General features: G+C 63.4%; 25 protein-coding genes. 20 read left to right on the top strand and 5 right to left on the bottom strand.

All coding sequences use genetic code 11. The features are described from left to right. Window positions 1-74: 74 nt before the first annotated feature. Window positions 75-1,604 (bottom strand): sensor histidine kinase, encoded by a 1,530-nt coding sequence (locus RMN73_RS11030; RefSeq protein ID WP_309603380.1) that lies wholly within the window; start codon window positions 1,602-1,604, stop codon window positions 75-77. A 30-nt stretch (window positions 1,605-1,634) separates the two neighbouring features. Then, window positions 1,635-1,724 (bottom strand): NepR family anti-sigma factor, encoded by a 90-nt coding sequence (locus RMN73_RS11025; RefSeq protein WP_309603379.1) that lies wholly within the window; start codon window positions 1,722-1,724, stop codon window positions 1,635-1,637. Window positions 1,725-2,125: 401 nt separating this feature from the next. On the opposite strand from RMN73_RS11025, the gene RMN73_RS11020 reads away from it, so the two are divergent. From RMN73_RS11020 to RMN73_RS11010, 3 genes are all read left to right on the top strand, one after another. Then, a complete protein-coding gene (locus RMN73_RS11020; protein ID WP_309603378.1) occupies window positions 2,126-2,929 on the top strand; it encodes a response regulator in 804 nt (267 codons plus the stop codon). 77 nt (window positions 2,930-3,006) lie between these two features. Then, window positions 3,007-3,144 carry a hypothetical protein gene (locus RMN73_RS11015; protein ID WP_309603377.1) on the top strand — a complete coding sequence of 46 codons (138 nt, stop codon included), beginning with the start codon at window positions 3,007-3,009 and terminating at the stop codon, window positions 3,142-3,144. Between the two features lie 76 nt (window positions 3,145-3,220). Continuing rightward, window positions 3,221-3,901: a sigma-70 family RNA polymerase sigma factor gene (locus RMN73_RS11010; protein ID WP_405051565.1), complete on the top strand. Its 681-nt coding sequence runs from the start codon at window positions 3,221-3,223 to the stop codon at window positions 3,899-3,901. A gap of 9 nt (window positions 3,902-3,910) precedes the next feature. On the opposite strand, the gene RMN73_RS11005 is transcribed toward RMN73_RS11010, so the two are convergent. Next, a complete protein-coding gene (locus tag RMN73_RS11005) occupies window positions 3,911-4,057 on the bottom strand; it encodes a hypothetical protein (protein WP_309603376.1) in 147 nt (48 codons plus the stop codon). Between the two features lie 110 nt (window positions 4,058-4,167). On the opposite strand from RMN73_RS11005, the gene RMN73_RS11000 reads away from it, so the two are divergent. The 4 genes from RMN73_RS11000 to RMN73_RS10985 all read left to right on the top strand — a co-directional run bounded on the left by RMN73_RS11000 (window position 4,168) and on the right by RMN73_RS10985 (window position 10,206). Beyond that, complete coding sequence (locus tag RMN73_RS11000; RefSeq protein WP_309603375.1) at window positions 4,168-6,855, top strand: bifunctional [glutamine synthetase] adenylyltransferase/[glutamine synthetase]-adenylyl-L-tyrosine phosphorylase; 2,688 nt, start codon at window positions 4,168-4,170, stop codon at window positions 6,853-6,855. After that, complete coding sequence (locus tag RMN73_RS10995; RefSeq protein WP_309603374.1) at window positions 6,852-7,304, top strand: peroxiredoxin; 453 nt, start codon at window positions 6,852-6,854, stop codon at window positions 7,302-7,304. The genes RMN73_RS11000 and RMN73_RS10995 overlap by 4 nt, the downstream gene beginning before the upstream one ends. 23 nt (window positions 7,305-7,327) lie before the next feature. Beyond that, window positions 7,328-9,487, top strand: coding sequence for a prolyl oligopeptidase family protein (locus RMN73_RS10990; RefSeq protein WP_405051563.1), 2,160 nt, complete (start codon window positions 7,328-7,330; stop codon window positions 9,485-9,487). A gap of 71 nt (window positions 9,488-9,558) precedes the next feature. After that, window positions 9,559-10,206 carry a hypothetical protein gene (locus RMN73_RS10985; protein ID WP_309603372.1) on the top strand — a complete coding sequence of 216 codons (648 nt, stop codon included), beginning with the start codon at window positions 9,559-9,561 and terminating at the stop codon, window positions 10,204-10,206. Here the strand turns inward: RMN73_RS10985 and RMN73_RS10980 are convergent. Then, window positions 10,203-10,781 carry a carbonic anhydrase gene (locus tag RMN73_RS10980; RefSeq protein WP_309603371.1) on the bottom strand — a complete coding sequence of 193 codons (579 nt, stop codon included), beginning with the start codon at window positions 10,779-10,781 and terminating at the stop codon, window positions 10,203-10,205. The two genes, RMN73_RS10985 and RMN73_RS10980, sit on opposite strands and share 4 nt — an antisense overlap. Window positions 10,782-11,013: 232 nt before the next feature. Here RMN73_RS10980 and RMN73_RS10975 point away from each other — a divergent pair, with 232 nt between their 5' ends. The 6 genes from RMN73_RS10975 to RMN73_RS10950 are packed head-to-tail and all read left to right on the top strand — an operon-like array spanning window position 11,014 to window position 16,203. Next, on the top strand, window positions 11,014-11,481 hold the full coding sequence (locus RMN73_RS10975) for an Lrp/AsnC family transcriptional regulator (RefSeq protein WP_309603370.1): 468 nt from the start codon (window positions 11,014-11,016) through the stop codon (window positions 11,479-11,481). A 55-nt stretch (window positions 11,482-11,536) separates the two neighbouring features. Continuing rightward, window positions 11,537-12,316, top strand: coding sequence for a succinate dehydrogenase iron-sulfur subunit (locus RMN73_RS10970; RefSeq protein WP_309603369.1), 780 nt, complete (start codon window positions 11,537-11,539; stop codon window positions 12,314-12,316). After that, window positions 12,313-12,798: a PaaI family thioesterase gene (locus RMN73_RS10965; protein WP_309603368.1), complete on the top strand. Its 486-nt coding sequence runs from the start codon at window positions 12,313-12,315 to the stop codon at window positions 12,796-12,798. The genes RMN73_RS10970 and RMN73_RS10965 overlap by 4 nt, the downstream gene beginning before the upstream one ends. Then, entirely contained in the window at window positions 12,782-13,894 is a 1,113-nt protein-coding gene (zapE, locus tag RMN73_RS10960) for a cell division protein ZapE (RefSeq protein ID WP_309603367.1), read from the top strand. Before RMN73_RS10965 ends, zapE begins: the two co-directional genes overlap by 17 nt. Before the next feature lie 13 nt (window positions 13,895-13,907). Further along, the gene (locus RMN73_RS10955) at window positions 13,908-14,717 is read left to right on the top strand and encodes a hypothetical protein (protein WP_405051564.1); all 810 of its coding nucleotides are present in this window, start codon (window positions 13,908-13,910) and stop codon (window positions 14,715-14,717) included. A gap of 7 nt (window positions 14,718-14,724) precedes the next feature. Beyond that, complete coding sequence (locus RMN73_RS10950) at window positions 14,725-16,203, top strand: M20/M25/M40 family metallo-hydrolase (protein WP_309603365.1); 1,479 nt, start codon at window positions 14,725-14,727, stop codon at window positions 16,201-16,203. Between the two features lie 54 nt (window positions 16,204-16,257). Here the strand turns inward: RMN73_RS10950 and RMN73_RS10945 are convergent, their stop codons facing one another. Further along, window positions 16,258-16,650: a hypothetical protein gene (locus tag RMN73_RS10945; RefSeq protein WP_309603364.1), complete on the bottom strand. Its 393-nt coding sequence runs from the start codon at window positions 16,648-16,650 to the stop codon at window positions 16,258-16,260. 245 nt (window positions 16,651-16,895) lie between these two features. On the opposite strand from RMN73_RS10945, the gene mdh reads away from it, so the two are divergent. From mdh to RMN73_RS10910, 7 genes are all read left to right on the top strand, one after another. After that, window positions 16,896-17,858, top strand: coding sequence for a malate dehydrogenase (gene mdh / locus RMN73_RS10940; protein ID WP_309603363.1), 963 nt, complete (start codon window positions 16,896-16,898; stop codon window positions 17,856-17,858). A 3-nt stretch (window positions 17,859-17,861) separates the two neighbouring features. Continuing rightward, complete coding sequence (locus RMN73_RS10935; RefSeq protein WP_309603362.1) at window positions 17,862-18,362, top strand: hypothetical protein; 501 nt, start codon at window positions 17,862-17,864, stop codon at window positions 18,360-18,362. Continuing rightward, complete coding sequence (gene sucD, locus RMN73_RS10930; RefSeq protein ID WP_309603361.1) at window positions 18,359-19,243, top strand: succinate--CoA ligase subunit alpha; 885 nt, start codon at window positions 18,359-18,361, stop codon at window positions 19,241-19,243. Before RMN73_RS10935 ends, sucD begins: the two co-directional genes overlap by 4 nt. A 7-nt stretch (window positions 19,244-19,250) precedes the next feature. Beyond that, window positions 19,251-22,103, top strand: coding sequence for a 2-oxoglutarate dehydrogenase E1 component (locus tag RMN73_RS10925; protein ID WP_309603360.1), 2,853 nt, complete (start codon window positions 19,251-19,253; stop codon window positions 22,101-22,103). Window positions 22,104-22,110: 7 nt separating this feature from the next. Then, a complete protein-coding gene (gene odhB, locus RMN73_RS10920) occupies window positions 22,111-23,334 on the top strand; it encodes a 2-oxoglutarate dehydrogenase complex dihydrolipoyllysine-residue succinyltransferase (protein WP_309603359.1) in 1,224 nt (407 codons plus the stop codon). Beyond that, the gene (locus RMN73_RS10915; RefSeq protein ID WP_309603358.1) at window positions 23,334-23,561 is read left to right on the top strand and encodes a hypothetical protein; all 228 of its coding nucleotides are present in this window, start codon (window positions 23,334-23,336) and stop codon (window positions 23,559-23,561) included. Before odhB ends, RMN73_RS10915 begins: the two co-directional genes overlap by 1 nt. After that, on the top strand, window positions 23,561-24,541 hold a 981-nt coding region (locus RMN73_RS10910; protein WP_309603357.1), incomplete at its 3' end, for an NAD(P)/FAD-dependent oxidoreductase. The genes RMN73_RS10915 and RMN73_RS10910, both read left to right, overlap by 1 nt.

Here is a 24,541-nt window from a genome sequence, read left to right as displayed (position 1 = left end):
GACCCCAGAGGCGGGTTCCACGCCAAATGATCTTTTTTTGTGGAAAATCGGTGAAATCCCGCGAGTCCCGTGGGTTAGTCGGGAAACACCGGCAGATTAACGCACATCCGCCCCATTTTCTGTTCGAGCGGCGAGCGCAATTGCCGCGCCAGTCCGCCGACGACCCGTTCGAATTGCTTGCGGGCAATACTTGGCTCGGGGTCATTATCGACCAACGCATCGCTCGAGACAGTCAAGCTGGCGGCAAGTTCGCTGATCCGCTTGAGCTCGATCTCGATCGGCTCGGCGGCGCCCTGGAGGAGCGCGAACTCGACCAGCTCGGTGACGAAGAAAGCGACGGCCACCGCAGCGTCCTGGGTCGTGCTGAGCGAGTCGGTTTCGATCTGGATCGCCGCGCCTCGCGAACCTTCGGGCGCCGACGCCTTGAGGATTTGGCCAAGCTCGGTCAGCAACGGGCGAAGCGCGATCCCGCGGCTTTCCTCGACCTCGGCAAAATGGTTGCGGTGAACCACCGACAAGGCATCGACCCGGCGACTGATCGCGGCATACGCAGCGCGCGATTCGGGGGTGTTGGCACTGCGCCCATGAATGTTGAGCAATGAGGCGATGACCTGGAGATTATTCTTCACCCGGTGATGGACTTCGCGGACCAGCCGGCGCTGACCGTGAAGCGCCTCGGCCATCTGCTGCTCGCTTGATTCGATCCGATCGACCGCGCGTTCGAACGCCGCGCCGAGCGAGCGGATCTCGTCCGCCCCACCACGCTGTTCGGGCAGCACCATGCTCTCGCCGCCGGGCTGATAATCGCCGACCGCACGTTCGAGCCTGGCGAGCGGGACCAGCAATAAATGCCGCGCGAGATACCAGCTGAGCAAGGCGGCGATGACCCACATCAGCATCGGCAGGAAAACGGCCAGCCGATCCATGATCGTCGCATCGGCCAATGGGGTGCGGACAAGCGCAGTCAGCTGGCCGCTGCCAATTGGAAATTGCAGCATCCGGGTCGCCCTTGGGCTGCTGTGCGTGATGACGTCGAGCGTCGCTTGGCGATCGCGCACCGCAATTGCATCGATTGTCGGGCTCACGCTTCGAACTGCCTTGGCAATTTCGTCACGAGTCAGCTCGCCCGTCGCCATCCCGCCATTGACCCCGACCCGATAGCGTATCGAATTGGCCTCGCGGTTGATCCAAAGCTGCAGCGCACCGGGCGCAACCAGGTCGCGATTGTCGCTCGGTCTGTAAACGCCCTGAATGCAGATCAATTCACCCTGCGGGTCACGGACAGTGAAGCGGCTGGCGACAGCCGGAGTCAGCGCCAGCGATCGGGCGATTGCTTCGCACGGTTTGGCAGGATTGCTAAATAACGCGGCGTTGGCGGCAATCCGCAGTGCCAGACCGTTGCGAGTGATCAGATTTTCGACCGCGCGCGCTGCAACTGTGCCATCCTGATACGTGTCATCGAGGACCGCGCCATGCGCGTCCGCCAGCGCCGAGCGCGCGGTCCACGCCAGTGCCAGCCCAAGCGGAAACAGGGCGAGCGTCAGCAACACCAACAATTTGGTGCCGGTCGACCAGTGACTGTAAAATGGGTTTTGGCGGGCCATGCTTATCAAGCGTTGACGCGCGCGGCGCGGTTAACTGAGCTTGCCGAGCAGATCGAGAAAATCGTCGGGAACACGCTCGCCAAGCGTGTTGTCATAGACCGAGCGTAGCGCCTTGCCCACGTCACTTGAAGATCTGGAGCTACGACCGGCAGGTTTCGGCAACGCACTCGACCTCTTGTCACGACCGGCTGAGGGTCGGGGTTTCTTACCAGTCGCGTCACTCAACCTCTCGTCCCCCTAAGCCGCGATCCTGAACTACAAGATCACCAATCAACTCGGCGTTAAACGCAACTCGGGTCGGCCGATTAATGCGCGCACCTATATCGGTGCGATGCGCATCGTCAATTGCGTTCCGTCCCCGTCGCTAAGAAAAGGAAACCAAAGGCGCGATGCTTTGTTCCAGCCTTGGACGACACGAGGGGCATGCTGTCACTAATATGACACGTGGGGCCGTTCCGGGGTTGCAACGCATTTCGCCACAGCCCAATAGGGCGCCAAGTTTTCGAGGGAGCTTTTCATCTATGTCGCTTGGCCAGGAACTCGCCCCGCATCTTCCTTTTTTGCGCCGCTATGCACGGGCATTGACCGGTAGCCAGACGCATGGCGATGCCTTTGTGCGCGCGGCGCTGGAGGCGATTGTTGCATCCCCCGGTGACTTCCCGCGCGATGTCGAGCCACGGCTCGGCCTGTACCGGACGTTCCACGCCATCTGGTCGACCGCCAATATCGAAACCGGCGGCGACGGCGATGACAGTGGCTTTGGCGGCGCGGAGGGGATTGCCCAGGCGCGCCTGTCGCGGATCACGCCGCTGTCGCGCCAGGCGTTGCTGCTGACCAGCCTGGAAGGTTTCTCGACCGAGGACACGGCCTATCTGATCGACAGCAAGCCCGACGACGTCGACAGTCTGGTCGCCGAGGCACTGGCTGAGATCGAGCGCCAGACCCACGCCGAAGTGCTGATTATCGAGGATGAGCCGATCATCGCGATGGATATCGAAATGATCGTCCGCGACCTTGGTCACAATGTCACCGGCGTGGCGGTTACCCGGTCGGAAGCAGTGGCGCAGGCGCGTCAGTCGCCGCCGAGCCTGGTGCTGGCCGACATCCAGCTGGCAGACGATTCGAGCGGGATTGACGCGGTTAAGGACATTTTGGCCGAATTCAGCGTGCCGGTAATCTTCATCACCGCTTTCCCAGAGCGATTGCTGACCGGCACCCGGCCCGAGCCGACCTTCCTGATCACCAAGCCGTTCCAGCGCTCGACGGTAAAGGCAGCAATCAGCCAGGCCTTGTTCTTCGACGCCGCGACCGTCCCGGCCGATTGATCGGCGTCTTAGGGAACCGGTTTTGTCGTCGCAGCGTTGGCGATCCGTAACAATTTTCTTTCACAGCTGGAGCCATCATGGCCGACCCCGTTGAACATGTGACCACCACCGAGGCGCGCGCCGGATCGTCGACCGACGTCAATCGCTATCCATTATATATCGGCCTCGCGATGGTCGTCGTCATTTTCGCGGTGATCTTGGTGATTTTCCGCTAAGTCCTTATCTTACGTGCTGCATGATCCAGCCGAGGCGCGACAGTATCGCGCACCGGCCGAGCGAACGGGTGGGAATTTGTCCGAACAGCCAGACGAAGACGATCAGGACGAGGTCGAAGCGCCGCGCCCCGAGCTGGTGCCGCTCGACGATCCCGAGTTCAAGATCGAGCTTGCAGCGGTCATCCCGCATCTGCGCGCGTTCGGCCGTTCGCTGTCGGGCAGCCGCGACCTCGCCGACGATCTGGTGCAGGAAACACTGTTGAAGGCATGGGCCGCACGCAAGCGCTTCCAGGCCGGGACCAATATGCGTGCCTGGACCTTCATCATCTTGCGCAATCTGTTTCTGAGCCAGATGCGCCGTGCGCGGTTCAAGGGCGAGTGGGACGATGTCACCGCCGCCAAGATCCTCGCCGCGCCCGCCAGCCAGGACAAGCATATCGAGCTTGGCGACATGCAGCGCGCGTTGCTGCACTTGCCGCAGCCGCAGCGCGAGGCGCTGATTCTGGTCGGCGCGGGTGGCTTTGCGTACGAAGAAGCGGCCGATATTTGCGGCTGTGCGGTAGGCACGATCAAGAGCCGGGTGGCGCGCGGCCGCGTGGCGCTCGAAGCGTTGCTGACCGGTGGCAAACTGCCCTCGCGCCGCCAGCATGTATCGGACCCCAATGTGTCGGCGCTGTCGGTGATCATGGCCCAGGTCGACGAACTTAGCCGCGACAAGATGCCCGCCCCGGAACGAGGCGAAGACGAGAACGACTGACCCAGAAAATTAGTGGATTTGCTTGAGCAATGCCGCGAAAGGATCGAGCTCTTCGCGCAGCGCAGCAACCGGACGTTGCGCAAACGCACGCCGAAGTGCGGCGGCAATCCCGGCCTGGTCAGGCAGATTATCAACACGGATGATTCGACGTTCCATGGGATCTTTGCCGGTCGCTTTCGCTTCATATTCAATTGACATCAGACCGCACCAACGCACCGCGACGCGGTCGGTTTCGTTGGCGCGCGAATTGGGGCACAGCGTGCGACGTGAAAAGCACAGTTCCAACTGACGGTCGAGCCGGCGCGATCGAGCGCGCGACGCGCTTCGCCCCCTTCCTTCGCGACGGAATGCTGGCCTTCCCCGAAATCGCGAATCGCTTTGCCACGGATGGTGCCGATGCCGCGGTCGGCGACGCCCTTGCGCTGGGCGGCGCGACGGTCGGTGAAGCGCTTCGCCATCAGCGCCGCGCGCTGGCGCTATCGGTTGCACTCGGCGATTTGTCGGGCGAGCTTTCGCTCGAACGGCTGACCGCCGCGCTGTCGGACTTCGCCGACCATGCCATCCACCAGGCGCTGGGCGCGGCGATCGACGAGCGGGTGCCGGGGGCAGGGACCGACGGTTTTACGGTGCTCGCGCTGGGCAAGCTGGGCAGCCGCGAACTCAATTATTCGTCCGACGTCGATTTGATCCTTTTGTTCGACCCGGGGGTGATGCCGCGCCGCGAGCGCGACGACCCGAGCGAGGCGGCGGTGCGGATCGGGCGGCGACTGGTCGAACTGCTTCAGCAGCGGACCGAGCATGGCTATGTCGCGCGGGTCGATCTCAGGCTCCGCCCGTCGCCTGAAGTAACGCCGATCGTGCTCCCCGCCGAAGCCGCCATCTCCTATTATGAATCGCAGGCGTTGCCGTGGGAACGCGCGGCGTTCATTCGCGCCCGGGCCTGCGCCGGCGATATCGCGCTCGGCGAGCGGTTCCTGGGCGAAATCCAGCCATTCATCTGGCGACGGGTGCTGGATTTCGGCGCAATCGACGAGATTCGCGCCATCAGCAGCCGGATTCGCGACCATTATGCACAAGGCGCCGCACTTGCCCCCGGCTATGACCTTAAGCGCGGGCTGGGCGGGATTCGCGAAGTCGAATTTTACACCCAGGTCCAGCAATTGATCCACGGCGGGCGCGATCCTGGGCTTCGCCAGCGCGCGGTGCTCGATGCCTTGCCGGCCCTGGTTGCCGCTGATCGGCTGGAAGCCGACGTCGCCGAGGCGCTGGCCGATGCCTATCGCCGCCTGCGCACGGTCGAGCATCGGGTGCAGATGATCGATGACCAGCAGACCCACCGCCTGCCGGTCGCGGCCGACGCGCTCGACGGGGTGGCTGGGCTCGACGGGCTGGCCGATGGCGCGGCGCTGATCGAGAGTTTGCGGGCCCACGTCGATTTCGTCCGCGAGCGGTTCGACGGCCTGTCACCAGATCAGGGATCGCAACTCTCAAACGATCCCGATTTGCTCGCCGATCAGTTGCGGGCGATGGGCTATGCCGACACCGGGCAGGTTGCGCGGATGATCGCCGGCTGGCGGTCGGGGCAGGTGCGATCGTTGCGCTCCCAGCCCGCGCGCGCGGCGTTCGAGGCGATGCTCCCGGTGCTGCTGGCAGCGATTGCCGAGGGGCCCGATCCCGGCCACGCGCTCAACCGCTTCAGCGATATCGTCGAGCGACTGTCGAGCGGGGTGAATTTATACCGCTTGCTCGAAGCGCGGCCCGCACTGGCGGCGATCCTCAGCCAGATTTTGGTCCATGCCCCCGCGCTGGCGGAGCAACTGGCGCGGCGGCCGGGCCTGTTCGATGGACTGATCGACGAATCGAGCTTCGCCGCCCCGCCCGACGCTGTGACGGTGGCGGGCAAACTGGCCGAGGGGATGACGCGCGCCAGCTATGACGAACGGCTCGACCGGGTGCGACTGTTGGTCGGCGAGCGGCGGTTCGCGCTCGGGGTGCAATTGATCGCGCGCCACCGTGACCCGCTCGACATCACGCTCGGCTATGCGGCGGTTGCCGAAGGGGCGATCATCGCGCTGACCGATGCCGCGCGCCATGAGTTCGAGGGTGCGCATGGCCGGGTGCCGGGCGGCGAAATGATGATCCTCGGGCTTGGACGTCTCGGCGGGATGGCGCTGACCCACGCCAGCGACCTCGATTTGATCTTCCTGTTCGACGCCCCTGACGATGCCATGTCCGACGGCGCGAAATCGCTTGGCGCGACCGATTATTTCAACCGGCTGGCAAAGCGCGTGGTCGCGGCACTGTCGGTCGCGACCGCAGCGGGGCCGCTGTACGATGTCGATACAAGGCTGCGGCCGCAGGGTGAGAAGGGGATGCTTGCCGTCCGGCTCGACGCGTTCGAGACGTACCAGCGCAGCGAGGCGTGGACGTGGGAGCATATGGCGCTGCTGAGGGCGCGGCCGCTGTATGGCACCGAGGCCGGGCGGGCCAAGCTGGCGGCGACCATCGAGCGCGTGCTCAAGCTGGAGCGCGATCCGGCCAAGGTGCGCGCCGATGCCGCCAAGATGCGGGGCGACATGGCGGCGCACAAACCGCCTGCGGGCCCGCTCGATATCAAGCTTGGGCCGGGGGGCCTCGTCGATCTCGAATTCGCCGTCCACACGCTGCAATTGACCCACCGCATCGGCTTCGATTCGCGGCTCGAAGTGGCGATCGAGGCGCTCCACGACGCCGGGCTGATCGAGGCGGAGGCCGACGCCGATTTGCGTTTGCTGTCGCGGATTTTGGTGACCAGCCGGCTGGTGACGCCGGGTGGCGGGCTGCCGTTGCCGCAGTCGCAGGCGCTGGTAGCGCAGGTGTGCGGGCACCCCGACTGGCAAAGCCTGCTTGATGCGCACGATGCGGCGCGGCAAAGGATCGCCGAGCTATGGGCTAAGGTGAAGGACGGACAATGACGATAGGCGACAAGGCACCCACAATTTCGACCGTATTGAGCGACGGATCGACCCTCGATCTCGCCGCACCGGGCGGCAAATTGGTGCTGTATTTCTATCCGAAGGACGACACGTCGGGCTGCACGCGCGAAGCGCAGGACTTTACCGCGATGGCGGCCGACTTTGCCGCAGCGGGCGCGAAGGTCGTCGGCGTTTCGCGCGACGAGATGAAGAAGCATGACAAGTTCATCGCCAAATATGACCTCGCCGTGCCGCTCGCCGCCGACACCGACGGGGCGATCAGCGACGCCTTCGGCACGTGGGTCGAAAAGAGCATGTACGGCCGCAAATATATGGGAATGGAGCGCGCGACCTTCCTGATCGACGCCGACGGCAAGATTGTCCGCGAATGGCGCAAGGTGAAGGTCCCGGGCCATGCCGCCGAGGTGCTTGCGGCCGTCAAAGGCTGAGCTAAAGCATTTCGGCAAAGGGGATGGTCATGCGTGGTTTGAAATTTTTCCTGCTGGCTGCGGCCGCGATGGTTGGAGCAAGCGGTGTGGCGGTGAGTGCGGTACAGGCGGACGATCCCTACATCTGGCTGGAGGAGGTCACGTCGCCCAAGGTCGACCAGTGGATCGCGGCGCACAATGCACCGACCTTCGCCGAGCTGGAGGCCGACCCGCGCTACAAGCAATTTTACGACCAGGCGCTGGCGATCGCCGAGGCCAAGGACCGCAACCCGACGGGGCGATTTCTGGGCGGGCAAATCTATAATTTCTGGCAGGATGCCGAGCATGTCCGTGGGATCTGGCGGCGGACCAGCGCGGAAAGTTACACCACCGCCATCCCGCAATGGGAAACGGTGCTCGACCTCGACGCGCTTGCAAAGGCAGAAAAGGCCAATTGGGTGTGGAAGGGCGCCAGCTGCTCGCGACCGGCCGAGCGCCGCTGCCTGATCGAATTGTCCGACGCGGGCGAAGATGCGGTGACAGTGCGCGAGTTCGATCTGGTCACCAAGAGCTTCGTCAAGGGCGGGTTCGTGCTGCCCAAGGGCAAGCAGGACGCGAGCTGGGTCAATGACGATGAATTGCTGGTCGGGCGCGAGTGGGAGCCGGGGCAGCTGACCAAGTCGGGCTATGCCTATGTCGTCAAATCATTGAAGCGCGACCAGCCGCTGTCGGCGGCGCGCGAAGTCTATCGCGGCACGGTCGACGATGTCGCGGCGCAAGGCGGGGTGCTCCGCGATGGCCATGGCGCAAGCCTGAAGTATGCCATCCGCGCGACCGATTTCTTCCACAGCGAGACCTTCATCCTGACCGACTCCGGGCCGAAGCGGCTGGTCATCCCCGAAAAGGCCAACATGATCGACATGGTCGACGGTCGGGTGATCATCCAGAGCCAGGAGGCCTGGACCCCGGTCGGTGCGAGCAAGCCCTATCAGGCCGGTTCTTTATTCTCGGTCGATCTCGTCGCATTGCAGGCCGATCCAGCACGGGTCCAGCCGACGTTGATCTATTCGCCGACCGCCAAGGAAGCGCTGCAGGGTGCCTCCGCGACCAAGAACATGCTGGTCGTGTCGATCCTCGACAATGTCCGCAGCCGTATCCTGCTGTTCAAGCCCGGCGCGAATGGCGGCTGGCAGAAGTCGGCGCTCGAATTGCCCGACAATTCGACCATCGGCGTGGCGGACGCCAGCAATACCGATGATCGCGCCTTGCTTGGTGTCACCAGCTTCCTCACCCCGCCGTCGCAATGGCTGGTCGACGCCGCCACCGGCACCGCGACCAAGTTCCGCGAGCAGCCGGCCAAATTCGACGCCTCGGGGCTGGTCAGCCATCAATATGAAGCGGTATCGAGCGACGGAACCAAGATTCCCTATTTCGTGGTCCACCGCCGCGACATGAAGTTCAACGGCAAGAATCCGACTTTGATGTACGCCTATGGCGGGTTCGAGGTCAGCCAGACGCCGTCCTACGGTGCCAGCACCGGCAAATTGTGGCTCGAACGCGGCGGGGTCTATGTCCTCGCCAACATCCGCGGCGGTGGCGAATTCGGCCCTGCCTGGCATGAAGCCGGGCTCAAGACCAAGCGCCAGATTGTCTATGACGATTTTGCCGCAGTGGGGCAGGACCTTGCGCGGCGCAAGATTACCAGCGCGCGGCGGTTGGGCATTCGCGGCGGCTCGAATGGCGGGCTGCTGACCGGGGTTTCCTTCACCCAGCAACCTGATTTGTGGAATGCGGTAATCATCGACATTCCATTGCTCGACATGCTGCGCATCTCGAAGATCGCCGCCGGCGCTTCGTGGGAAGGCGAATATGGCAGCGTCTCGACCGATCCGGCGGTGCGCAAATTCTGGGAGAAGACCTCGCCCTATCACAATCTCAAGCGGGGCAAGCGCTACCCGGTGCCGTTCATCTACACTACCACCAAGGACGATCGCACCGGTCCTCAGCACGCCCGCAAGTTCGCGGCGCGGATGGAGGAGCTCGGCCTGCCCTTCTATTATTACGAGAACACCGAGGGCGGCCATGCGGCGGGTGCGAATCTGAAGCAGCAGGCGCGCACGCAGGCGCTGCAAATGGTCTATCTCACGCGCAAATTGATGGATCCGGTCGAGCCCAACCGAAAAGTCAAACCAGCGGGAGAATGATCCGAAACGGAGGTTTGAGCGCGTTCGTGTTAATGTCGGGATCGTAATATTCGAGCGAAGGAATTGCTCGAATGATTGCCCAACCGATCCTGCGCCAGGAAAGTGATTCTCGGTCCAAGCGTCGGACTCACTTGTTTCTGTCGGCAACGATCCGCTTCGGCGCGTTTTCTGCCGCGATCCGGCTACGCGATTTGTCCAGCACCGGAGCACGGATCGAGGGCAGCAGCCTGCCGTCGGTTGGCGCGACTGCACTGATCACGCGCGGCGCATTGCAAGCCAGCGGGACGATCGTGTGGCGCGACCATAAGGGATGCGGCCTCCGCTTCGAACTTCCCCTGGCGCTCGAACAATGGATGCCGGCCGCGGCGTGGCGCGACCAATTGGTGGTTGATGCGATGGTTGAGCAGGCGAAGTCGGGCTCCATCGACATCCTGCCCGAGCCCAAAGTCGAATCGCTGAATTCGTTGATCGATGCCCTACCGCAGCGACTAGCCGAGGAATTGGCCTATGTTGGCCGCCTGCTCGAAAGCCTCGGCGACGATTTGTGCAACGAACCTTTGGTGGTGGCTCGCCATGCCGAAAAACTGCAGAATCTCGATATTGCGTCGCAAATCCTTGGCCATGTTGCGGCACTGCTCGTGACCGACCAGCCCGCGCAGGCGGTCAAGGAAATCGGCCTGACCAGCCTTCGGAAACGGTTGCAGCGGGTCGCGCTTTAGGTGCTGGCGTCCGCTTCAACCGGCACCAGCTGGCCATTCTTGACGTCGTAGATGAAGCCATGAACCGGGATCGTTTCGGGGGTCAGCGGGTGATTGCGGATGCGCGACACATCGTCGCGGACGCTTTGCGCGAGATCCTTGAAATTGAGCCAGGCGATGTGCCAGCCCTCGGTCGATCCGCCTTCATGCTGCGGATTGGTCCAGATTGTGCCGTCGAACGCAGCGGTGGCGCGGCTTTGCTCGAGCAAAGTGGCAATCGTCGGCCCGTTGAACAACTCCATCCCGCAATCGGTGTGGTGGATGACGAACCATTCGCGCGTGCCGAGTAATTTGTGGCTGATCACGAGGCTGCGGATGGCATCGTCGCTGGCGCGGCCGCCGGCGTTGCGGATGACGTGCGCGTCGCCTTCGGCAAGTCCGGCATATTTGGCCGGGTCGAGCCGCGCATCCATGCAGGTAAGGATGGCGAAGCCGCGCGCCGGTGGAAGCGCGAGATTGCCCTTGTCGCCAAAATCGGCGGCATAAGCGGCATTGGCGTCGACAACTTCGCGGTAGATTGCGGATTTCTCGGTCATCGGCGGAGGTCCTCGAATAAAAAAGGAGCCCCGCGAACGGGGCTCCAGTGGATGCGCGCTAGAATTAGGGAGTCATTGCGTGCAGAGAGGCATTGGGAAAATCCATCTAAGAATCTATAGATTGTCGCGCGCCTGCTAGCCAGCGAGATTGACCAGCGTGCAGGATAAAGCGGCAAATTTGCAGCCGCTGCGCAAGAATTGGAATAATATTCTAATATTGGGTGGAATTTTGATGGATGTCACCGACCTGAAAATCCTCGGTTTGCTGCAGGAGGATGCCGCGCTGACCCTGGCCGAAGTCGCCGCGCAGGTGAATTTGTCGCCGACGCCATGCTGGCGGCGGATCAACAAACTCGAGACTGCCGGCGTGATCGAGCGCCGTGTCGCTTTGCTCGATCCGGCCAAGGTCGGGATTGACCTGACCATCTTCGTCACGGTCGAAACCGATGACCATAGCGAAGCCTGGACCCGCGCCTTCGCTGACGCGATCGCCACCATGCCTGAAGTGATGGAAGTGTTCCGGATGGCGGGCGAGGTCGACTATCTGCTCAAGATCGCGGTGCCGAACATCGCTGCTTATGACGCCTTTTACCGCGCGATCACTGCCGCCGTGCCGCTCAAGACCATCACTTCGATGATCGCGATGGAAACGGTCAAACGCACCACCGCTTTTCCGTTGGTGGGTACGACGAAGCGTTGAACCGCGTGCGGGGTCATGTTAGCGGCGCTGCAACACCGAGAAATGAGGATTGATCGTGGCCGAATTCGCGCTTCCTGCAAACAGCAAGATCAAGTCGGGCAAGGCCTATCCGGCCGACAGCGGCGGGCGCACCAAGAAATTCAAAGTCTATCGCTACGACCCCGACACCAAGGCCAACCCGCGGTTCGACACCTTTTCGATCGATCTCGACAAATGCGGGCCGATGGTGCTCGACGCGATCATCAAGATCAAGAATGAAATCGACCCGACGCTGACCTTCCGCCGATCGTGCCGCGAGGGGATTTGCGGGTCGTGCGCGATGAACATCGACGGCCGCAACGGGCTGGCCTGCACCACCGCGATCGAGGACTTCAAGGGCGAAATCAGGATCACGCCCTTGCCGCACATGGACGTGGTCAAGGACCTCGTCCCCGATCTGACCCACGCTTACGCCCAGCTGGCGTCGATCGAGCCGTGGCTCAAGTCGAAATCGCCCGAACCGTCGGGCAAGGAGCGGCTGCAGTCGCCCGACGATCGCGCCAAGCTCGACGGGTTGTACGAATGCATTTTGTGCTTCTGCTGTACGACCAGCTGCCCGAGCTATTGGTGGAACGGCGACAAGTTCCTTGGGCCGGCGGTGCTGCTCCAGGCGTATCGCTGGCTGTCCGACAGCCGCGACGAAATGACCGGCGAGCGGCTCGACAATCTCGAGGATCCGTTCCGCCTCTATCGCTGCCACACGATCATGAATTGCGCCAGCGTCTGCCCCAAGGGGCTCAACCCGGCCAAGGCGATCGCCGAAACCAAGAAACTGATCGCCGAGCGCGTCGCGTGAGCGAAGCGCCGACGCTCCCCACCGGAGCGCGCGACGATCCCGAACATCCCGGCTGGTATGGCTGGGGTGCGCTGCCCGCGGAGTCGTTCGCGGCGCAGACCGGCAAGATCATCTTCCAGCCGCGTGCGCCGGGCAATGCCGTGGTGCGGATGTTCCCCGAGGAACGACACATGAACTTCGGCGGGTCGATCCACGGTGGGGCGGTGATGAGCTTCATCGACATGGCATTATTCTCGGGTGGCTTCTGCTCGGGGATGGGGCGCGGCCATTACGTCACGCTCGATCTCCACACCCGGTTCATTGCGCGCGGGCAATCGGGGATTCCGCTCGACGCGCATGTCCGCTTGCTCAAGCAGACTCCCGGCGGGCTAGTGTTCTTAACCGGCCATTGCGAGCAGGATGGGGCAATCTGTTACAGCTTCACTGGCACGTTGAAACGGATCAAGACGCGCTCCGAAACCGGCGATGAAGCGCGTCGCTGACGCTTATGCCGCTCTGGTGGCGGCGGGCGAACTCAAGGCCGATCCAGAACAGGCAGCGGCGGCGGTCGCGATCGACCGGCTGGCCGGTGAGCTTGGCAACACCCGCACCGGCTTTCTTACTCGCCTGTTCGGGCGCGAGACCCCGGTGCGCAGCGGCATCTATCTGTGGGGCGGGGTCGGGCGCGGCAAGTCGATGCTGATGGACCTAGCGTATGACACGATCGACGTGAGCCCCAAGCGCCGGACCCATTTCGCGCCATTCATGATCGAGGTGCACGAACGGCTGCGTGAGGCGCGGCTGACCGAGTCTGGCGACCCGGTGATCGCGGTCGCGGGCGACATTGCCGACGAGCTGCGATTATTGTGCTTCGACGAAATGATGGTCACCAACCCGGCCGATGCGATGATCATGAGCCGCTTGTTCACCGCCTTGATCGAGGGCGGGGTGGCGATCATCACCACCTCCAACCGCCCGCCCGGCGATCTGTACAAGGACGGGCTCAACCGCGATTTGTTCCTACCCTTCATCCGCCTGATCGAGGCGCGGATGGCGGTGCTGCCCTTGAACGGCCCGACCGATTATCGCCTCGACCGGCTGGCCGGGCTCGACACGTGGCTGGTGCCCAATGGCCCCGCGTCGACCGTCAGGCTGAGCGAAGCCTTTTTCCGCCTGACCGATTATCCGGTCGAAGATCGCGCCAATGTGCCGGTCGAGGAGCTGGACGTCGGCGGCGGGCGGACGATGCATGTCCCCAAATCGCTCAAGGGCGTCGCGGTGTTCAGCTTCAAGCGCTTGTGCGGCGAGGCGCGCGGCGCGGCGGATTACCTCGCCATCGCGCGGCGCTTCCACACTATCATCCTGGTCGGAATCCCGGTCATGACCCGCGAGATGCGCAACGAAGCATCGCGGTTCGTGACGCTGATCGATCAATTGTACGAGCATAAGGTCAAACTGCTCGCCGCCGCCGACGCTGAGCCGGAAAGCCTTTACCCCGCAGGCGACGGCAATTTCGAATTCCAGCGCACCGTCAGCCGACTCGAGGAAATGCAGAGCGCCGATTACCTTGGCGAAGGCCATGGGCTACGCGTATTTTGAGGAGAGACCGATGATCCGCGACGACAGACATGAAACGTTGAGCAAGGTCCCCGCGGTCACCTTGGGCTTCTGGATCGCCAAGATTTTCGCCACCACTTTGGGTGAAACGGCAGGCGACACGGTGAGCATGAGCTGGCTTGGCGAAACGACCCCGCAGGCCGGGTCTGGTGGGCTCAACGGTTACCTGGTTGGAACCGCGCTCTTCGGGGCGATCCTGCTGGCGTTGGTCGTGATGCAGATTCGCGCCCGCAAATTCCACCCGGCGCTGTACTGGGCGACGATCATCGCTTCGACCACGGCGGGGACGACGCTGGCCGATTTCGCCACCCGCTCGCTCGGGCTTGGCTACAGCGGCGGTTCGATCCTGCTGCTCGGTCTGGTACTGGTTTCGCTCGGCACCTGGTACAAGGTCGAGGGCAAGATTTCGTCCGACCATATCGTCGCGCCGCGCACCGAAGCATTTTATTGGCTGACGATCACCTTTTCGCAAACGCTCGGCACCGCGCTTGGCGACTGGGCGGCCGATCCGGCGACTCTCGGCCTGGGCTATCTCGGCGGGGCGTTACTGTTCGGCGGGATGATCGCGGTCGTCGCAATCCTCTATTTCGCCACCAGCATCAACCGTGTGGCCTTGTTCTGGGCGGCGTTCATCCTGACCCGGCCATTGGGCGCGACGGTCGGCGATTTCCTCGACAAGCCATTGGCCAAGGGCGGGCTTGCTTTGTCGCGGCCGCTGGCGTCGGCAGCGCTGCTGGTGGCGATCGTCGCGATCGTGTGGTGGACGTCGCAGCGCGACCGGCGCGAGCAGCCGTCGGCCGATTGACGCGCCAGTGAAAGCGCCTAGCTTCGCCGCCAACATGGGGGAGAAGATGATGCGCCGACTCGCTGCCGCCTGCCTTTTAATGCTGTCGACCACAACCGCCGCTGCGGCGGCCAATCCGGTACTTGGGCCGTCGAAACTCGATTCCGCGTGGCAAGTGCGATCGAGGGCGATGTTCAAGACCGCAATCGAAATCCCGACCGTCGCCGAGCGCGGCCACATGCCCAAAATGGCCGACTTCGTTGCCGCCGAATTGAAGAAGGGCGGCTGGGCCGACGGCGACATCAGCATCAAGCCCCATGAGGGGCGCAAGGGCGACCAGACGGTGTCGCTGATCGCGCGCTGGAAGGGCAGCGGCGCCAAGGGCAAGAAGCCGATCCTGATCCTCGCCCACATGGACGTGGTCGAGGCCAAGCGCGCCGACTGGAAGGAGGATCCGTTCGCCTTCATCGAGAAGGACGGCTATTTCTACGGGCGCGGGACGAGCGACGACAAGCAGGGCGTGATCGCCACCGCTGCGGCGCTGATCAAGCTTCGCGAGGCGGGGTTCAAGCCGAGCCGCGACATCATCATATTTTATTCGGGCGACGAGGAAACCGAGGGTCGCGGCGCGGCGCTCGGGGCGAGCGACTGGCGGGCGCTGATCGATTCCGAATATGCGCTCAACGCCGATTCCGGCGGGGGCGCGTTCACCGCCGACGGACGATCGCTCGGTTTCGGCCTGCAGACCGCCGAGAAAATCTTTCAAAGCTATCATTTCATCGCGCGCAACAAGGGCGGGCACAGCAGCCGTCCGCGCCCCGATAATGCGATTTACGATCTGGCGGCGGCGCTGACCAAGCTGTCGACTCACCGTTTCACGCCGATGCTCAATGAAACCACGCGCGCCTATTTCACCGAGCGCGCCAAGCAGGAGACGGGGGCGCTTGGGGCGCAGATGCGCGCCTGGCTCGCCAATCCCGACGATGCCGCCGCTGCCGACGCCATTGAGGCAAATCCGCTCGAGACAGGAATCACGCGCACGCGCTGCGTCGCGACCATGCTCGACGGCGGCCATGCCCAGAATGCACTTCCGCAAATGGCGCAGGCGACGGTCAATTGCCGGATCATGCCGGGGATCGATCCCAAGACCGTCGAGGCCGAGTTGAAGGCGGCGGTCGGGGCCGGGGTCGAGGTGACGCCGTTCGCCAACCAGGGGCGAATCACGCAGGCCTCGCCGCTCCGCCCCGATGTTGTCAAAGCCTACACCGACGCGGTCCGCCAGACCCATGGCGCGGGCACCCAGATCATCCCGCAAATGTCGACCGGGGCGACCGACGGGTTATACTTCCGCGCCGCCGGAATCCCGGTCTACGGGGTCGAAGGCTCCTACGGCATCTCCCCCGATGACGAGCGCGCCCACGGCCTCGACGAGCGGATCCCGGTCAAGGCCTTCTACGACAATGTGCTGCATTGGGAGATGATGATCCGCAGCCTGGCCGGCAAATAGCACAAGGGCCGCGCCGGTGGTCCCGGCACGGCCCTTTCGAACATCAATCAGCGATTAGCGTCGGCCGAGAAGGGTCTGGATCACCCGCTCGACCAGCATCGTCCGCGGATCGACCTGATAGAGATAGCCCTGATCGTAATAATAACGGTTCGAGCGATCGAGGTCGTACTGGTTGCGCACATTGTACGGCAGTTGGTTGTAGCCATAGCGCTCGCCGTAGGTCGAATTGTAGCGCTGACCCTGGGCAAAGCGCTTCTTATACTGGCCCGGCGCCATGCAGCCATTGTGCTTCTTGGCGAGGCCCGGCGGGCAATTGGCGCGATGGTCGTTATAACCATACCCATTGTTCGAATAGCCGTGATGGCCCTTATCGCCGTGCGGTTTGGCAGCGGCAGGCGCAGTCGCGGCGAGCGCTGCAATGCCGGCGAGAATGAACAGATGTTTCATTGGTCGTCCTTCCAAGTTGGGAAATACCCTCTGCTACAAAGAGTGTGTCGGTGGTGAAACGACCGGACTGCGCCGCCGGTTCCTTTCTTGCCGCCCGATGAACGACGCGCTCGGGGTCCTCACACCACGTCCGAGGCAGGCGGCGGGCGGTTGCCCGTCTGGTCTTCACGGGCTAGAGCGCGCGCCAATTCCTCTCCGCAGTGGCGCGGGGCGGGACTCACGACCGAACAAGGGACCGGCACTTTATGGCTCGCAAGAAAATCGCGCTGATCGGCGCGGGCATGATCGGCGGAACGCTGGCCCACCTCGCCGCGATGCGCGAAATGGGCGATATCGTCCTGTTCGACATTGCCGAGGGAACGCCGCAGGGCAAGGCGCTCGACATTTCGCAGGCCGCCCCGGTCGACGGCTTTGACGTGACGCTCAAGGGCTCGAACGATTATGCCGACATCGCCGGGGCCGACGTGTGCATCGTCACCGCCGGGATCGCGCGCAAGCCGGGGATGAGCCGCGATGACCTCATAGGCATCAATCTGAAGGTGATGAAGGCGGTCGGCGAGGGGATCAAGGCCAATGCCCCGAACGCGTTCGTGATCTGCATCACCAACCCATTGGACGCGATGGTCTGGGCATTGCGCGAATTTTCCGGCCTGCCGCACCACAGGGTGGTCGGCATGGCGGGCGTGCTCGACAGCGCGCGGTTCCGCCATTTCCTCGCCGATGAGTTCAAGGTCTCGGTCGAGGATGTCACCGCCTTCGTGCTCGGCGGCCACGGCGACACGATGGTCCCGATTGTCCAATATTCGACCGTCGCCGGGATCCCGATCCCCGATTTGATCAAGATGGGCTGGTCGAGCCAGGAGCGGATCGACGCGATCGTCAAGCGCACGCGGGGCGGCGGCGGCGAGATCGTCGCCTTGCTCGGCAACGGCAGCGCCTTCTATGCCCCCGCGACCAGCGCCATCGCGATGGCCGACAGCTTCCTCAAGGACAAGAAGCGCGTCCTCCCCGCCGCCGCCAACCTCACCGGCCAGTATGGCGTCGACAATCTCTACGTCGGAGTCCCGGTGGTGATCGGTGCGGGCGGGGTCGAGAAGATCGTCGAGATCGAGCTGGACGCCGAAGCGCAGAAGAATTTCACCGTTAGCGTGGATGCGGTCAAGGAATTGCTCGAGGCGTGCAAGGCGATCGACGAGAGCTTGGCATAGTCGATGAGCTATGACCTGATGGTGTTTGATCCAGAGGCTGCCCCCCGGGAGCGGGAGCAGTTTGTAATTTGGTATCGACAACAAACTGAATGGACGGACGCTTACAGTGACGTAGATCCGGCCATTTCTGCCGAGGGCTTGCAAAGTTGGTATAGATCGATGCTCCCGGCTTGGCCGAACATGCAGGAGATCAACGACGATCAAGTCGATGATCCGCACGTGACGGGCTACACGATCAGCAGAAGCTCAATTTACGCCGATTTCCGCTGGTCGGCGGCGGAAGAAGCCTACGAAGCAGTTCGTCGCTTGGCCATTGAGCACCGGGTTGGCTTCTATGACGTTAGTGGCGATGACGGAGACGGCGAAATCTATTTCCCCGGCGACACTCCGCGGCCACCATCCGGCGGCGCATGGCGGGATGTCTCTCAGCAATTCAAGGATACTGAAACTACGATAGCCCCGCCGAAAGCGAGCTGGTTCGATTTCTTCCGGAGAAAAAAGTGAGCATTCTCGTCAATCGTAACACCAAGGTCATCACCCAGGGCATGACCGGCGAGACCGGGACGTTCCATACCGAGCAGGCGCTTGCCTATGGCACGCAGATGGTCGGCGGGGTGACGCCGGGGAAGGGCGGATCGACCCACATCGGCCTGCCCGTGTTCGACACTGTCCGCGACGCGGTCGAGCAGACCGGGGCCGACGCCAGCGTGATCTACGTGCCGCCGCCCTTCGCCGCCGATTCGATCCTCGAGGCGATCGATGCCAAGGTGCCGCTGATCGTGTGCATCACCGAGGGCATTCCGGTGCTCGACATGGTCAAGGTCAAGCGCGCGTTGTGCGGCTCCAGGTCGCGGCTGATCGGGCCGAACTGCCCCGGCGTGCTCACGCCTGGCGAATGCAAGATCGGGATCATGCCCGGCAACATCTTCTCCAAGGGCAGCGTCGGCGTTGTCTCGCGATCGGGCACCTTGACCTACGAAGCGGTGTTCCAGACCACCAACGAGGGCTTGGGCCAGACCACCGCGGTCGGGATCGGCGGCGATCCGGTCAAGGGCACCGAATTCATCGACATGCTCGAACTGTTCCTCGCCGACGACGCCACCAAGTCGATCATCATGATCGGCGAGATTGGCGGATCGGCCGAAGAAGACGCCGCGCAATTCCTTGCCGACGAAGCGAAGCGCGGGCGCTCAAAGCCAACCGTCGGCTTCATCGCCGGCCTCACCGCGCCCCCGGGCCGCCGGATGGGCCATGCCGGGGCGATCGTCGCCGGTGGCAAAGGCGACGCGGCAAGCAAGATTGCGGCGATGGAAGCTGCTGGTATCCGCGTCTCCCCGTCGCCATCCGAGCTTGGCACGACACTAAGTGCGTTGCTCAAGGGTTAGTCCCAGCATGGAACCGATGGCCGTCGAGAGCGAACAAGGCCCGAGCTGGGCGCGGCCGCATTGGCCGGTGGTGGCGCTCGACCCGGTCAATGTCGGGCTCGACCCGACCGAGGCGACGGTCGAACAAGTCACGACAGCCGCAAAGGCCGCCGCGACTGCCGCTGGCGTAACCGACGAAGCCGCGATCCATCATGCCGCCGAGGACAGCATCCGCGCGATGATGCTGATCCGTTCGTATCGCGTGCGCGGGCACCTTTCGGCCAAGCTTGACCCGCTCGGCCTCGCCCACCACGACATCCCGCCCGAGTTGACCCCCGCCTTCCACGGCTTCACCGACGCCGACATGGATCGCCCGATCTGGCTCGGCGGCGCATTGGGCTTCCAGAGCGCCTCTGTCCGCCAGATCATCGCGGTGCTCGAGTCCAATTATTGCGGCCATGTCGGCCTCGAATATATGCACATCAACGACCTTTCCGAGCGCCGCTTCTTGCAAGACCGGATGGAGGGCGTGAACGCCACCATCACCTTCACCCCCGAGGGCAAGCAGTCGATCCTCGAAAAGGTCATCCATGGCGAGCAATGGGAGAAATTCCTCGCCAAGAAATATGTCGGTACCAAGCGCTTCGGCCTCGACGGCGGCGAAAGCGCGATCCCGGCGCTTGAATCGATCATCAAATATGGCGGCCAGATGGGGGTCGAGGAAATCACCATCGGCATGGCCCACCGCGGCCGGCTCAACGTCCTCGCCAACGTCATGGGCAAACCGTATCGCGCGATCTTCAGCGAATTTGCCGGGGGCGCGGCCAACCCGGCCGATGTTGGCGGATCGGGCGACGTGAAGTATCACCTCGGCACCTCGTCCGACCGCGAATTTGACGGGATCAAGGTGCATCTCAGCCTGGTCCCCAATCCCTCGCATCTCGAAGCCGCCGACCCGGTCGTGCTTGGGAAAAGCCGGGCGGTGCAGACCATCAAGGGCGACCGCGAGGGCGATACCGTGCTGCCGATCCTGCTCCACGGCGACGCCGCCTTCGCCGGACAGGGCGTGGTGTGGGAATGCCTCAGTTTCTCGGGCCTGCCCGGTTATGGCACCGGCGGCACGATCCACTTCATCATCAACAACCAGATCGGCTTCACCACGAGCCCACAGTTCGGCCGCTCCTCGCCATATCCGTCGGACGTGGCGAAAGGCGTCCAGTCGCCGATCCTCCACGTCAACGGCGACGATCCCGAAGCGGTCACCTTCTGCTGCAAGCTGGCGATCGAGTATCGCCAGGAATTCAACCGCGACATCGTCATCGACATGTGGTGCTATCGCCGGTTCGGGCATAATGAGGGCGACGAGCCGAGCTTCACCCAGCCGTTAATGTATGCCGAGATCGCCAAGCACGCGCCGATCAGCGCGGTTTATGCCGAGCGGCTGCTTGCCGAGGGCGTGGTCGACCAGGCGTGGATCGACGCGCGCACCGCCGAATTCACTAAGCTGCTCGAAGGCGAATTCGCCGCCGGGGCGAGCTATCTGCCCAACAAGGCAGACTGGTTCGAAGGCCGCTGGGCGGGGCTCGGGCGGCCGGGCGAGCCGGTCGATGCGCGCCGCAACGTCAACACCGCGATCGATGCCGAACTGTACGCGCGGCTGGCCAAGCTGACCACGACGCCGCCCGAGGGCCTGACGATCCACAAGACGCTAGGCCGCATTCTCGATGCGCGGAAAGGCGCGCTGGAGGGCGGGCAGGGGATCGACTGGGCGACGGCGGAATCGTTGGCGTTCGGCAGTTTGGTCGAAGATGGCTATGGCGTCCGCCTGTCGGGCCAGGATTCGGGGCGCGGCACCTTCAGCCAGCGCCACGCCGCGTGGATCGACCAACAGACTGGCGAGAAATATATCCCGCTGCGCCAGATCAACGACGGCCACACCGACAAGCCACGCTTCGAAGTCCGCGACAGTCCCCTGTCCGAATTCGGCGTGCTCGGCTTCGAATATGGCTATTCGATCGCCGACCCCAAAACGCTGGTGTTGTGGGAAGCGCAGTTCGGCGATTTCGCCAATGGCGCGCAGACCATCATCGACCAGTTCATCGCGGCGGGGGAGGCCAAGTGGCTGCGCGCCTCGGGGCTGGTTCTGCTGCTGCCGCACGGCTTCGAAGGGCAGGGGCCGGAGCATAGTTCGGCGCGGCTCGAACGCTTTCTCCAGCTGTGCGCGCAGGACAATATCCAAGTCGCCAATTGCACCACGCCGGCCAATTATTTCCACATCCTGCGTCGTCAGATGCTGCGCGATTTCCGCAAGCCGTTGATCATCATGACCCCCAAGTCGCTGCTGCGGAACAAGATGGCCGTGTCTAGCCGCGACGATTTGATTGGCGAGGGGCATTTCAAGCGCATCCTCAGTGACCTAAACCCGCCCGCGCCCGGCACTACCAAACGGCTGGTGCTTTGCTCGGGCAAGCTCGCTTACGAACTGATCGAAGCACGCGACAAGGCTGGGGATGCCACGACCGAAATCCTCCGCATCGAGCAGCTGTATCCGTTCCCGTCGGAGCCACTGGAAAAGCGCCTGAAGGCGATGCCCGAGCTCACCGAGCTGGTCTGGGCGCAGGAAGAACCGAAGAATAATGGCGCGTGGGGCTTCGTCGAGAATTTGCTCGAGGAGAGCTTGTCCGACGCCGGTTTTGCCAATCTGCGGCCGATCTATGCCGGTCGCGCCGCCTCGGCCTCGCCCGCCACCGGCCTTGCCAAGCGCCATGTGGCCGAGCAAGCCGCGCTGGTCGCCTACGCGCTGGGCGAACGCGATGCGGCCCCGGCCGCTGCTTTGGCCGCGACCGAAACCGTTCACCAAGCCGGCAAGGCCGGGAGTTAGGATTATCATGTCGACCGAGGTCAAAGTCCCCGTGCTGGGCGAATCGATCACCGAAGCGACCGTCGGCCAGTGGCTCAAGGCGCCCGGCGACGCGGTCGCGATCGACGAGCCGATCGTCAGCCTGGAAACCGACAAGGTCTCGGTCGAGGTTCCTTCGCCAGTCGCCGGAACGCTCGCCGAGCAGGTCGCCAAGGAAGGCGATACGGTCGCGGTCGGCGCGCTGATTGCCTTGATCGGGGACGGGGCCGTAGCAAGTCCTCCAGCGCAGGCCGGAGCCGTGGTGCCAGAAGCTAAGGTTGCCGAAGCACCGCCCGCACCGACCGCGCAAGACGCCGCGCTAACCCTCTCCCCCGCAGTCCGCCGTGCCGTGCTAGCCAACCACGTCGATCCCTCGGCCATCAAGGGCAGCGGCAAGGACGGCCGGATCACAAAGGACGACGTCCTCGCGGCGGCGACTGCCAAAACCAGCGCGCCTGCATCCGCGCCCGAAGCGCCAGCATCGTCCACTACGCAACCTGCCCCGACCGGTGATCGCCGCGAAGAGCGGATCAAGATGACGCGGATGCGCCAGACGATCGCAACCCGGCTGAAGGAAGCGCAGAACACTGCGGCGTTGCTCACCACCTTCAACGATGTCGACATGACAGCCGTCATCGACGCCCGCGCGCGCTACAAGGATCTGTTCGAGAAAAAGCACGGCATCCGCTTAGGCTTCATGGGTTTCTTCGTGAAGGCCGTGGCTCTGGCGGCCAAGGACGTTCCCTCGGTCAACGCCAGCATCGAGGGCGACGAGATCGTCTATCACGATTATCTCGACGTCTCGGTCGCGGTGTCGGCGCCCAAGGGGCTGGTCGTGCCGGTCGTCCGCAACGCCGACCGCATGACCTTCGCCGAGATCGAAAAAGCCATCGCGGCGTACGGCAAGAAGGCCAAGGACGGCGCGCTGACCGCCGAGGATATGCGCGGGGGCACCTTCACCATCTCCAACGGCGGCGTGTTTGGCAGCTTGCTGTCGACCCCGATCATCAACCCGCCCCAGTCCGCGGTGCTTGGCATGCACCGCATCGAGGAGCGGCCGGTGGTCAAGGACGGCCAGATCGTCGCCCGGCAGATGATGTATCTCGCCTTGAGCTACGACCACCGCCTGATCGACGGCCGCGAGGCGGTCACCTTCCTCGTCCGCGTCAAGGAAGCGATCGAGGACCCGACGCGTCTTCTGATCGATTTATGATGCCTGACGAGCTGCTTCCGCCATGGCTGAAATACCCACATATCGGGCTCGGCTCGATTGGCTGGCGAATGGGGTATGGCGAAGATTACTGGATGGAGTTCGATGATTGGTATCTCTCGCTCGCGAGTGAGCAACGAGTTCAGTATAGAGCGAAATTTCCGGAACCTACCGAAGTCGAACAGGGTCTGCCGTGGACCGGATTCTATGACCGGAAAGAGAAAAATTGATGGCTGACAATTTCGACTACGACCTTCTCGTCATCGGCTCCGGCCCGGGCGGCTATGTCGCGGCGATCCGCGCGGCACAGCTCGGGCTGAAGACGGCTTGTGCCGAGGGGCGCGCGACGCTTGGCGGCACCTGCCTCAACGTCGGCTGCATCCCGTCCAAGGCGATGCTCCACGCGTCCGAACTGTACAAGGAAGCCCATTCCGGCGCGCTGGCCAAGTTCGGGATCGATTTTTCGGGAGTCTCGCTCAACCTCGACCAGATGCACGCCGAAAAAGCCAAGGCGGTCAAGGAATTGACCGGCGGAATCGAATTTTTGTTCAAGAAGAACAAGGTCGACTGGCTCAAGGGCTATGCGACGTTCGAAGGCCCAAATGCAGTCAACGTCGGCGGTAAGTCGGTTACCGCGAAAAACATCATGATCGCCACCGGATCGTCAGTCACTCCGCTGCCCGGCGTTGAGGTCGACAATGAGTCGTTCGTGATCGTCGACTCGACCGGCGCGCTGGCGCTGCCCAAGGTCCCCGACCATATGGTCGTGATCGGCGGCGGGGTCATCGGGCTCGAGCTCGGCAGCGTCTGGCTGCGGCTTGGTGCCAAGGTGACGGTTGTGGAGTATCTCGACCAGATCCTCCCCGGCATGGACGAGGAAGTGCGCAGGGAAAGCGCCAAGATCTTCAAGAAGCAGGGCTTCGACATCAAGACCGGAACCAAGGTCACCGGCGCGAGCGTCAACGGCGGCAAGGCGAGCCTTACCGTCGAGCCATCAAACGGCGGCCAGGCTTCGACCATTGAGGCCGACGTCGTCCTCGTCTCGATCGGGCGGCGCCCCAACACCGACGGCCTCGGCCTCGACAAGGTCGGGCTGACCGTCAACGCGCGCGGCCAGGTCGAAACCGACCATGATTTCCGCACGTCGGTTCCCAGCATCTGGGCGATTGGCGATTGCATCCCCGGCCCGATGCTCGCGCACAAGGCCGAG

Origin of the sequence: Sphingomonas sp. (assembly GCF_031372575.1) — a bacterium.
Lineage (GTDB): Bacteria > Pseudomonadota > Alphaproteobacteria > Sphingomonadales > Sphingomonadaceae > Sphingomicrobium.
Note: the sequence above shows the minus strand (reverse complement) of the source record. Positions and strands in the feature narration are given on the sequence as shown.